This window comes from Psittacicella hinzii, assembly GCF_003585935.1.
In the GTDB taxonomy this organism is placed as follows: Bacteria; Pseudomonadota; Gammaproteobacteria; order Enterobacterales; family Psittacicellaceae; genus Psittacicella; species Psittacicella hinzii.
In genome coordinates, this window is sequence record NZ_NRJG01000061.1 from 40,495 (window position 1) to 52,260 (window position 11,766).

At 37.1% G+C, this 11,766-nt stretch carries 5 protein-coding genes; all 5 read left to right on the top strand.

The window, feature by feature from the left end; translation table 11 throughout:
* Window positions 1–818: 818 nt before the first annotated feature.
* The 5 genes from speA to CKF58_RS03910 all read left to right on the top strand — a co-directional run bounded on the left by speA (window position 819) and on the right by CKF58_RS03910 (window position 11,701).
* The gene (gene speA / locus CKF58_RS03890) at window positions 819–2,780 is read left to right on the top strand and encodes a biosynthetic arginine decarboxylase (protein WP_119531162.1); all 1,962 of its coding nucleotides are present in this window, start codon (window positions 819–821) and stop codon (window positions 2,778–2,780) included.
* A gap of 39 nt (window positions 2,781–2,819) precedes the next feature.
* A complete protein-coding gene (gene speB, locus CKF58_RS03895; protein ID WP_119531164.1) occupies window positions 2,820–3,752 on the top strand; it encodes an agmatinase in 933 nt (310 codons plus the stop codon).
* Window positions 3,753–4,623: 871 nt separating this feature from the next.
* On the top strand, window positions 4,624–6,558 hold the full coding sequence (locus tag CKF58_RS03900) for a hypothetical protein (protein WP_119531166.1): 1,935 nt from the start codon (window positions 4,624–4,626) through the stop codon (window positions 6,556–6,558).
* A 424-nt stretch (window positions 6,559–6,982) separates the two neighbouring features.
* Window positions 6,983–9,598, top strand: a complete 2,616-nt coding sequence (locus CKF58_RS03905; protein WP_222987692.1) for a penicillin-binding protein 1A — start codon at window positions 6,983–6,985, stop codon at window positions 9,596–9,598.
* 339 nt (window positions 9,599–9,937) lie between these two features.
* Window positions 9,938–11,701 (top strand): hypothetical protein, encoded by a 1,764-nt coding sequence (locus CKF58_RS03910; protein WP_119531170.1) that lies wholly within the window; start codon window positions 9,938–9,940, stop codon window positions 11,699–11,701.
* Window positions 11,702–11,766 lie beyond the last annotated feature (65 nt).

An 11,766-nucleotide genomic window follows, 5' to 3' on the forward strand; every position in this document is an offset into this window, starting at 1 on the left:
TTTTAGATTTTGGATTCTGGATTTTAGGTTTTGTTTGGGATATGAATAGATAGGAGGTTTACTTGTTGTTTGTGTTTAAAGCATAAGTTTATGCAGCATCTTTTATCTTAAAAAGAATCAGTTTATCTATTATCTTATAAACCTAAAGCTGTTTATAAAATATCAACAAGTACTTAACTCCAACCTAAGAACAAAGTAAAAAAAACTAATAATCATAGATATATGTTATTTGTGTATTCCTATATTGCGTAAATAAACCTAGTTATGTTTAGGTATTTAGGAATATATGGTTGTGGGGAAGAGAAAGGGTAATCTAAGTGTAACTACCTAATGTAACTACCTAATATAACTGCTTAATGTAACTGCCGAATGTAAATGCTTAGGGAGTATGTAAAATCAAAAGAGGTGATTACAAGACTAAAGAGTGATTATTTTTTACATACTATCCACCAATTAATAACTGTGCTTGGCTGTATAGTTCTGGGTGGGGGTAACAGCAAATTTAACTAGGAACTTTCGGAGGTTTTTGCTAGTCTTTGCTTATCCGAACTAAGGAATAAAAATATAAAAATTGTGTCTCAAGTTAAGTGACGTATAACTATAATTATCGGTATAATATAGTTGAAATTTTATGGTGTAGATAATTCATTTTGTTTAACATTTTTAACTTTACGCCATAAGAAAATCAAGTTTAGGGAGAGTGAGTTATTTTAGGAAAGGCACACCTAAAGAGATAAGAAAAATTAATTCTCATAACATTTTCTTCTCACTAACTCACTACATAATTTTGCATTATTTAATTTTTAGGAGATGCGTCAGTGTCAGATCAAGAAACTATCCCTCCATCTGTTACCCCTTTATCTTACATTTCTGACGAAGGGAAAGCCGCGACTTTACGTGAAGTAACCAATATTAATTATTGGGGTATGGATTATTATGATGTAGACGCCAATGGTGATGTTTACGTGTGCCCAAATCCAGATAAACCGCAAAATCGCATTTCTTTAAACAAGCTTGCACAAATCATGCAAGAAAAACATGGAGCGCATTTACCTGCCCTATTTTGTTTTCCGCAGATAATTAAACATCGCTTACGCTCAATTAACCGCGCCTTTACTAATGCCATTAAAGATTATGGTTATAAAGGTAACTACACTTTAGTTTACCCAATTAAAGTAAACCAACATCGCCGCGTAATTGAAGCTTTAAAACATAGTGATGAAAAATATGGTCTTGAAGCAGGTTCAAAAGCTGAACTGTTAGCTGTTATTGCTCATGCTGGACTTAAAAAACATACGATTGTATGTAACGGTTATAAAGATAGAGAATATGTACGTTATGCTTTAATGGCTGAAAAGCTTGGGCATAAAGTATATATCGTTATTGAAAAGATTTCTGAAATTGACCTTGTGCTTGATGAGGCGAAAAAATTAGACGTAGTACCACGTTTAGGGGTACGTGCACGTCTTGCTTCACAAGGTGCTGGTAAATGGCAATCTTCAGGTGGGGAAAAATCGAAATTCGGTTTATCTTCAACCCAAGTTTTAAGCTTAGTAGAAATTCTCCGTGAAGCAAACTACTTAGATTGTTTACAACTCTTACACTTCCACTTAGGTTCGCAATTAGGAAGTATTCGTGATATTGCTACTGGGGTACGTGAATCAGCGCGCTTCTATGTAGAACTAGCTCATCTAGGAGTTAAAATTAAACGCTTTGACGTAGGTGGTGGTCTAGGGGTGGACTATGATGGTAGTCGTACGACCTCTGATCGTTCAGTAGATTACGGTTTACGTGAATATGCTGAAACTATTGTGTGGGGTATTGGTCAATTATGTGATGATTACAATTTACCTCATCCAGATATTTTCACTGAATCTGGTCGTGCAATCACTGCGCATCATGCTTTATTAATTTCAAACGTTATTGGTGTTGAAAGATATAAAGCTATGGAGTTATCACCACCTGCTGAATCCGATCCAACAGTATTACACAGCATGTGGGAAACTTGGAGTGATATCCAATCGCAACGTGATAAACGTTCATTACGTACATGGATTCATGAGGGGCAGTTTGACTTAGAAGACGTACACCGTCAATATAACGTAGGTACGATTACTCTGCCACAACGTGCATATGCAGAACAACTATACTTAAATATCTGTTCAGAAGTAGCTAAACTCTTTAGTACGCAAAACCGCTCACACCGTCAAGTAATCGATGAGTTACAAGAAAGATTTGCGGATAAAGTGTGGGTGAACTTTAGTTTATTTCAGTCTTTACCAGATGCATGGGGTATTAACCAACAATTCCCTGTTGTACCTATTACCTTAATGCATGAACCTATTGCGCGCCGTGCAGTTTTACTAGATATTACTTGTGACTCGGACGGTTTAGTCGATGATTATATTGATGGTGATGGTATTGCTGCGACTTTACCAATTCCTGATTTTGATGTAGATCATCCACCATTAATTGGTTTCTTTATGTTAGGTGCTTACCAAGAAACTCTTGGTAATATGCATAACCTCTTTGGTGATACAACTACGATCGACTTACGTGTAACAGGTGCAGATGAGTTTGAAGTGATTGACTTATATCACGGTAATACAGTTTCGGACATGCTAAGTTACGTATATATCGATCCGAAGAAAATTCTCGAAAAATATCGCGAAGAAGTACATAATTCCAACTTAAGTGCGACCGATAAATCTAAGTTCCTACGCGAATTAGAATTAGGTCTTTCTGGTTATACTTACCTCGAAGAAGAAACAGAAATTTAAGCATTTGTTGTACTACTAGTTTGCAAAATAAGGATTTTTATGAAAATCAACACTAATACTTTAAATCATCGTGAAGACATTTCATTAGTGTCGAATAACTTTGGTTTTTTACGTTTACCGGTAAACTTTGAACCAGCTACTTCAAATGCTGATTGGGTAATTACCGGTGTGCCTTTTGACAGTGCAGTATCCGGTCGTTCAGGTACGCGTTTTGGTGCTGAAGCGATTCGTCGTGCTTCGGTTAACTTAGCATGGGAACACTTCCGTTTTCCATGGAACTTCGATGTACGTGAAAGATTAAACATCGTAGACTGTGGTGATCTGGTTTATGCTATGGGTGACAATGCTGATTTTACCGCACGCTTAGAAGCTCATGCTACAAGCTTATTAACAGCTGGTAAACGTTGCTTAACTTTTGGTGGGGATCACTTTATTACTCTGCCATTATTAAGAGCACACGCAAAACATTTTGGTAAATTAGCACTCTTACACTTTGATGCGCATACTGATACTTACGAAAATGGTTCTGCTTACGATCATGGTACTATGTTCTACCATGCTCCAAAAGAAGGTCTAATTGATCCTAAACATTCAATTCAAGTAGGTATTCGTACTGAATATGATCGTAGTTTAGATTACACAGTATTAGATGCACCTACATTTAATGATTTAACAGTTGAGCAAATCGTTGAACAAATTAAAGCAACGGTTGGTGATTTACCAGTGTACTTAACTTTTGATATTGACTGTTTAGATCCAGCTTATGCACCTGGTACAGGTACTCCAGTTATCGGTGGTTTAACTCCAGATAAAATATTAAAAGTATTACGTAAATTAACAGATCTAAATATTGTGGGTATGGACTTAGTAGAAGTATCTCCAGCATTTGATCAGTCTGATATTACCGCTTTAGCTGGTGCAACTTTAGCTCTAGAAATGCTTTACGTTCAAGGTGCAAAAGTTGCTAAATAATTGCTAGTTAGTTTGTAACATTTTGTAACTAACGTTTTTCGTAACATTTTAGAGGTGCGGCTAATCATTAATTGTAGCCTATGATATTTAGATAGTAGTCTGCAATACTTAGGTAGTAGCTTACAATACTGAGAAGTTAGCTTGCAATATCGAGATAATAGCCTACACTACTTAGGTAGTAGTCCGCAATACATCAGCTGTAAGAAAAGTAATAAATCCTTATTTATTAATCTAACTTTACTAAGAGTAAATTTATTGCACACCTAAACTTAAAAGTTAGTGTCTGATTTTTACAGGTAAGGATAAAAACCTACTAAAATGTAAGTCTTTATAAGAAAAAGGGTAAAGAGATCTATTTCTCTTTACCCTTTTTTGTTTGTCTAATTTTTTATGCCTCGCTAGTACCAAATTCTCTCATCTTTATAGCTTGTTCTCACGTTGCTGTGATAACTGTGAGCAAGCTGTTTTGAAAAGCAGATTAGTTTTTATGGATAATAAATGGCTAAACTTGGGCAAAAATTAGTAGTCACTAAGGCAGTGCTTATTGCTCTAAGTAAATAAAGTAGATCAAGTAAGAGGTGATTTAAGTAGTTAAGAGTAAAAGAACTAAACTGGATTTACCCTGCTCACATAGATCGAGAAATAACAAGTAAGTATGAAGTTTCTAAGGAGCTAAGCCAAGACAAAACAGTCTTTTCCTTGATAACTATATCAATTTTTAACTAATTGATTTATAATAGTCGTAAGTATAATTCGTCAATTCTTGCTGAAAAAAGTTTGGTTTAATCTGACCTAGATTAGATGGAACTTAAGCCTTAAGACGAAGTGAAATATCAGCAAAACTGATACATACGCGACAGAATTTCTTACTATGTTAATTTTTTACTACATCATGATCGCTCTCTGTGCTCTAGTAATCTTATATATGTGCTACGCTTTTTATAAGCGTAGACAGCATCAAGATGCTTTAAGAACAGATCAGAGTAATAAAACTTTAGGTACAGGTTTAAATACTCCTGCCTATGGACAAGGAGCAGATCTCCGTAATAGTGGAGTGCTCTCTGGCTTACAAAATAAATCTTTAAATACTACTAATAGCACTTACATTCCTCCAACAAATGTGGCAGCCAATGTAAGTGGTGCTATTCCGAATAATCCAGCAAATAATTTACAGTTTTCTCGTTCGTTTAAAGCTGGAAATGAGCAAGCTAATGCAAGTGCTAATGCTAAAGTAAATGCTACAACTAATAGTTTTACCGCAGGGAAAACCTACACTGCTACCCCAGATGTTTCTGGACAAAAAGCAGATGTAACTGGCAACAGCGCTTATAATGAAATCACTCCTAATTTTGCCGGTAAGACAAAAGCTAGTACTCAAGCGGCTGCAATAGGAGCACAAGCAAGTGCTAGTGCCAAAGCCGCAGCACCTGCTAAACTGAGTGCGTCAAATAGTCAACAGCAAGCGGCTGATAACTATTATTCACGTTCATACGTAGCCAATGGTACGGCGAGTGAAAGTGCATTAGCGCAAACGGAAAAAGCTTTACAAACTAACCAACAAGAAAGTATTGGTAGTTCTCTAACCTATGCTACAGATAGTGTAACTCGCGTACTTGCAGAGCGTGAAAGACGTAAAGCATTAAAAAATGCTACTCCAGATCGTGAGTTAACTCTAGCTGAAGAACGAGCATTAGGAAATGGTAAGTCTAATCCAGCTTTATCTGCGACTATGCAAGCAAACGCAACCTCATCGGTAGCTCCTAAAGCTAGCACCCAAGCGAGTTCAAGTTCGACTCCTAGTGCTAATCAAGGAACTAATGCTACTAAAGGAAATGCTAGTAACACAAGTGCTGCTAATTCAGCAACGGCTTCTACGGTCACAGCTCCAAGTTCATCTAATAGTACCGGACAATTTAGCCAAGCTCAGCTGCAAAACCTATTAAATGAATTATCCCAAGCAGACTTAGAGGAATTTCTGAAAATATTAGAAAAGCAGCAACAAGCTAAGTCACAAGTTCGCCCTACGCAAGATCGCGTGGTAACTACAGCGGGTACAACAGCTCCATTAAATCGTGATCCTAGTTCAACCGGAGCGGTAAATGGAGCAAGTGCAGCAGGAGTAACTAAAGCTCCAAGTGCCTCAAGTACTCCGACCGTAAATGCGGTTAAGGAAAATAGTGAGCAAGCTGATCTGCTAACTTTAGCAAGACAACGTACACAAGCTGCCGCACCAACGATACAAGTTGAGCCTGAACAAGAAGTATACGTAGAGCAAGATCCTGTTGTTCATCAATTAAATACGCTATTTGATAGTCCGGATAACTATATTGTATTTAAAGTGCGTCACCAACGTGGAGCTGAAATTTCAGCCGAGTTATTAAATTCATTACTCATGAATAAAATGAAAGACTCGTCAAACACGTATAACAGTACGCAGTTTAAGCAAGACGTGGTACGTTTATCCTATAACAACGTATGGCGCTTAAGTCCAAAAAATGATAAAGAGTTTGTGCTTTATTACTTATTTAATGAGTTTGGACAGTGGATAACAGATAATCGTCGTAATAGCTATAAATGTTTATACATTTATGTGTCACGTTCAATTCTAGATCACCAACAATTATTAGGTATTCTCATGACGCAATTAAGTCAATTGTGTAGTGCGTTTACCTGTTACTTAGATCTCCAAGGAGAAACTTTTACCTCTTCGGCTCTTGGTGCTTATGCTCCAGTTTTCCGCAGTAAAGTGAATAAGATCATTAATCGCGGACAATCGTTACGTAAAAGTTCTCGCTATACCAAATAAGTTAAGACGGCAATAAAGAGATCAGTAAAGCTATCAGTAAAGCTATCAGTAAAGTGATCAATTAAGCGATCTCTGATGAAGCATCTCTAAATAAAATCCTTAAGGCACAATTAAATGATTGTCTTTGGGGGCTTGCTTTCTTTACTTCTTGACGGATCTTAGCTTTAAAACCATAGAATACATAAAACCTCTCGCCCTAGCGAGGGGTTTTATGTATTTTTGAGTTATGATGGTTAAGCACTGACCCTAATATTTACTTAAGTCTTGCTTAAAATTTACATTTTAACCAGCCAAAGATAGTCATTTAGAGAAGATAGCAATTAAATTTTAAGTATCTTTTGCTATAATGGATCATCGTCATAACTTAAAGGTTAAGATTACTGAATTACTCTTTCGGGACTTGTGTTTAATTAAATTCTTTCCCATGAAAAATAAATTAAAATTTCTCTTTACCGCGGGGTTAGGTTTAGGAACTCTAGGGGTAGCAGGGGTTATCGGTTTTTACTCATATTTAATTACCGATTTACCTGATGTTAAAGACTTTACTCCTACGTACTCTGAACCATTACGCGTGTATGACCGTAATGGTCAACTTATTACGACCTATGGTTCTGAACGTCGTACGACATTAACTTATGAACAATTTCCAGAGCAATTACGTAATGCCGTAATTGCTATCGAAGACCGTCGTTTCTATGAACATGGTGGTTTTGATACACGTTCGATTGCTCGTGCCGCTTGGGTACTGATTAAGACTGGTAGTAAAGCCCAAGGTGGTTCAACCATTACTCAACAAGTAGCTCGTAACTTCTTTTTAAACTCGAAAAAAGAATATATCCGTAAGTTTAAAGAAATTATTCTTTCGGTGCGCATGGAAAAAGCCATGACTAAAGAAGAAATTCTTGCGGCTTACATGAATAAAGTATTCTTAGGTCACCGTTCATATGGTTTTGCTGAAGCAGCAAAAACTTACTTCAATAAATCTGTAGATGAACTAACATTATCAGAAGCAGCTTTATTAGCAGGGATTCAACAGTCGCCAACGCGCTTAAATCCAATTGCAAATTTAAAAGCAGCCGTTGAACGTCGTGATCAAGTACTCGAAGCCATGTGGGAAACAGGCTTCATTACTGAGAAACAATACAACGAAACTAAAGCGCAAGCGGTTGTAGTAAACCCAGGTCGTTCAAACGACAGCGTAGGTTATGTATCAGAAATGGTACGTCAAGCTCTGTATAAAAAATATGGTGAAGCTGCCTACACTGGTGGTTTTAAAGTTTATACAACTATCGATAACGGTTTACAGCACCAAGCTGAAGTGGCAGTACGTCGTAACTTAATTAACTACGACCAACGACACGGTTGGCGCGCTAAAGATAACGAAACCTTCTTATTTAACATTGCTGAAGGTATGCCGGATAATGAAACTTTAAACGACAAGATTCTCGTACGTTTAAAAACCTATCCAGCATATGATCCAATTCAACCAGGTGTAGTATTAGCAGCAGGTAAAGAAACTGCTGAAGTTATGGATGCTAGCGGTAACCGCTTAACCATGTACTTAAAAGATATGGCATGGGCAGGTCGTTACATCAATGCCGATGCTAAAGGTGCAGCTCCTAAAGCAGTTTCACAAATTCTTACTCCAGGGCAATTAGTATACTTTGAGCCTATCATTAACGATACTGGTGTTAAAGCAGTACTCGCGCAAATTCCGAACGTGAACTCTGGTTTAATTAGCTTAAACTCACAAAACGGGGCTATTGAAGTAATGGTGGGTGGTTTCTCATACTACCTTTCTTCGTTTAACCGTGCAACGCAAGCGACCGTACAAGTAGGTTCTTCGTTTAAACCATTTGTATATGCAGCGGCATTTGAGAAATATGCACCAAATGATGAGCGTAGTTATAGCTGGGGAACTATTGTTCGTGATGAGCCTTTAGCGATTATTGTTAATGGTAAAAAATGGCAGCCGAAAAACTACGGTGACTCTTATAAAGGTGATATTACCTTACGTCAAGGTTTTGGTGAGTCACGTAATACTATTGCCGTAAAATTAATCCAACAAGTGGGTACGGATTATATGTCTAAGTTCTTACAACGTTTAGGCTTTAGTTCGAACTCATTTATGGCGACTTACTCTCTTGCTTTAGGTACAGCGAACTTTACGCCATTAGAGATGGCTCGTGCATATGCCGTATTTGATAATGGTGGTTTCTTAATTACTCCTTATCTTATCGATCGCATTGAGAATTTAAACGGTGACATCATTTATAAAGCTAATCCTTTAGTGGCATGTACTGCTAATACAAACGAATGTAATTCAATTAAAGCAGTAGATCCAATTACCGCAGATGCAACTGCTGGTAAAGGGATGAAGAATGATGACCTCATTTCTTTAGACGATCCTAATTCACCAAAAGATCTAGACGACTTAGCTAAACTAAGCGAAGAAGTTACACAAAAACGTAACTTAGACATTGAGCAAGCAGCAGATGCAACTAACTCAACGCTGTTAGCGAAAGAGCAAGCGCAAGAAGTTAAATATGCTCCTCGCGTACTTTCACAAGATGTAGCATGGTTAATGTGGTCTGGTCTAAACTCGAACATTCGTGGTGGTTATGGCTTTAATAGCCAAACAGCACGTGCGGCGATGTCTTTACGTCGTGAAGATGTAGGTGGTAAAACAGGTACAACCAACGACTCGCGTTCAGCTTGGTTCGTAGGTTATGCCGCAAACTATATCACCGCAACTTACGTAGCTAAAGATGATGCTACTACTCTAGGTAGACGTGAGTTCGGGGGTGGTGTTGCACTGCAACAATGGATTGCTTTTGAACGTGATCAATTATCTTCAATAAAACCTTATGCACCATTTATGCCGAAAAACATTGAAGCTTACCGTATTAACAGTAATGGTTACTACGTAACTTCAGGTGGCTTTATTGAATATTATCGTAAAGATCAAGTTCCACCAACAGCTCCAGTATTTCAACCAAACATCGATTTAAACTCTGATGGTGATAATGGACTGTTTTAATGTAAAAAAGACCGACAAGTGTTTGTCGGTCTTTTTTACATTGCTAAAATTTGCTTTTGTAATTGTGTCAGATAATTTCTTATAATGTAGAACAGAAGTGAAACATCACAAAGTGATACACCACAAAGTGATGCATCATAAAGATTATTTCTCACTTGAGAAAAAACCAAGAGAAAAAACCAAGAGAAAAAACTAAGAGAAAAGTGAGAATTTCTTTGAACTCGGTCTTAATTTTCTTGTCTAATTAAAGATAGTCCTTATATTTAATAAGGCTGTGAAAATTTTTAGCTCGTGTGTTATTTCTTGACATGAGCTGCCAGATTAATTATTTATCTCATTATGACTAAATTAACTCCAGCTTATTTAGCTGCCGGACAGATTCCTCAACAAGTAGATTTACTACGTCAGGGTGATCAAACGGTACAGCAAGATGATTTCCGTAAATTACAAACCAAAGTAGAAGCTTATGCTTTAATTCCGGTATATCAAGAAGCCGTAACTTTAAGTGCGAGCTTAGAAACAATCAAGCAAGCTTTTACGCAAGGGGTATTAGTATATGCACCTCCTCCAGTAGGAGTACAAGCTGATCAAAGCTTAGAAATAGCAACAGCCTTTGTTGAAGAAAATCCTGGTTTTAAACTAGCTATTTATCCGAGTCCGATTGTTCCACAACATAATCCTTGGCTAGCCGAGTATATGTATGAGGGAGGATTTTCCGTTTATTGGTTATACCATAACTTTTTTAATTTTGGTTTTGTACAACTACAAGAACTAATTAAACTAGCCGGGCATGAAGAAGCCGCTTGGATTGCAGTTTTAGATCCACAAACCATCTATGACAGTAAAGGCTTAGATAGCTTTATTGCTCAATTACCAACCTTAGGACAAACCTATGATGCTTGGAGATTAGATGCTTGTGCTTTAGCTTTCAATCATGAAAGTATGTTTACAAGTGCAAGTTTATTCAAGCGTTTAATTGGTAAAGTAGGTTTGCAAAGTAGCGAACAGTACATTAATCCTCAAGTATTAAATACCGCTTCTTTACATTTTGTTGGGGTGCATACAAGTGCAGTTAGCTATTTTGTACGTTATAGTCAAATTCAACACTTCAACTATGTCTATGCTTCACCGTTTTTAGCGACACAACAAGAAACTGCTAACCATCAAGAGGGTGCTAAGCAACAAGAAGCAGCAAAAGATAAAGCTAAAACTAAAGCCAAAGTAAAATTAGCTGAACGTAAATGGCATTTTATGGCTGATGAGACACAAGAGCCTGATCCAGCAACAACTTATGTTAACTATGCGCAATTAGCTTTAAAGCCTAATACACAAGTTGCCCCTACGAGTTTGCTTTGTGGTTATAGATTAGCTTATGAAACGCAAGTTGCTTACCATGGGGTTAAAGTTAAAGACTATAAAGCTTGGCTTGAGCAAGTTACTTTACTTGGCTCGGCTGCACAAGCAGGTCAACAAGTTATAAATAACTTAACACAAGCTCTTACGAAATTTGTGACGAATAGCCAAGTAATCACTAGGCAAGCAATCACTAGCCAGTCGAGTGATAAACAATTAGGCGATAACCAGTCTAGTGATATACACACTGACGATAATCTGCCTAATCAAAATCAGACTAGTGAGAAACAGCCTAGCAATAAAGCAACTGAAAATACTCAAGCTTTAGATTTAGCTAAGAGTAATGAACAAGTAATGGTTCTAGGTTCTGATCAGTATGCCGTATTACCAAGTATGCAACAAGTAACTCTTGCCGATCCACAAGATTTAGTGCAAATCTTTGCCCAGAATAAAGAGTTCTGGAGTTTAGAGAATGCTGCTTCTTGGTTAGAGCTGTTAAATTATCCGCATGTAGCACAACTTCTAACTCATCCGCAACAGTACTTAAGTTTAACGCAGGCTAATTATGTAGATCTACTTACACAAAGTAAATATCGTCTCGAAGAATGGTTAAATGGCTTTAACTTAAGTTTAAGTCAAGAACCTGCAGGTACTAGTAAGAAGTTTGAGTTAGAAGCGCAAGCTCAAATTTTACGTACTTACTTTGGCAGATATGCTCTTTCAGTGAAGAATATCTCTTTAGGTAAATAGTCTAAAGTTTAATAATTACGAATTAATCATTAGTAGAACAACTAAGTAGCATATCTAAGTAGCAT

What these genes read in the sequence shown, in the direction of transcription:
- CKF58_RS03905 (WP_222987692.1), top strand. Translation starts at nt 6,983, where the DNA reads ATGAAAAATAAATTAAAATTTCTCTTTACCGCGGGGTTAGGTTTAGGA.
- CKF58_RS03910 (WP_119531170.1), top strand. Translation starts at nt 9,938, where the DNA reads ATGACTAAATTAACTCCAGCTTATTTAGCTGCCGGACAGATTCCTCAA.
- speB (WP_119531164.1), top strand. Translation starts at nt 2,820, where the DNA reads ATGAAAATCAACACTAATACTTTAAATCATCGTGAAGACATTTCATTA.
- CKF58_RS03900 (WP_119531166.1), top strand. Translation starts at nt 4,624, where the DNA reads ATGTTAATTTTTTACTACATCATGATCGCTCTCTGTGCTCTAGTAATC.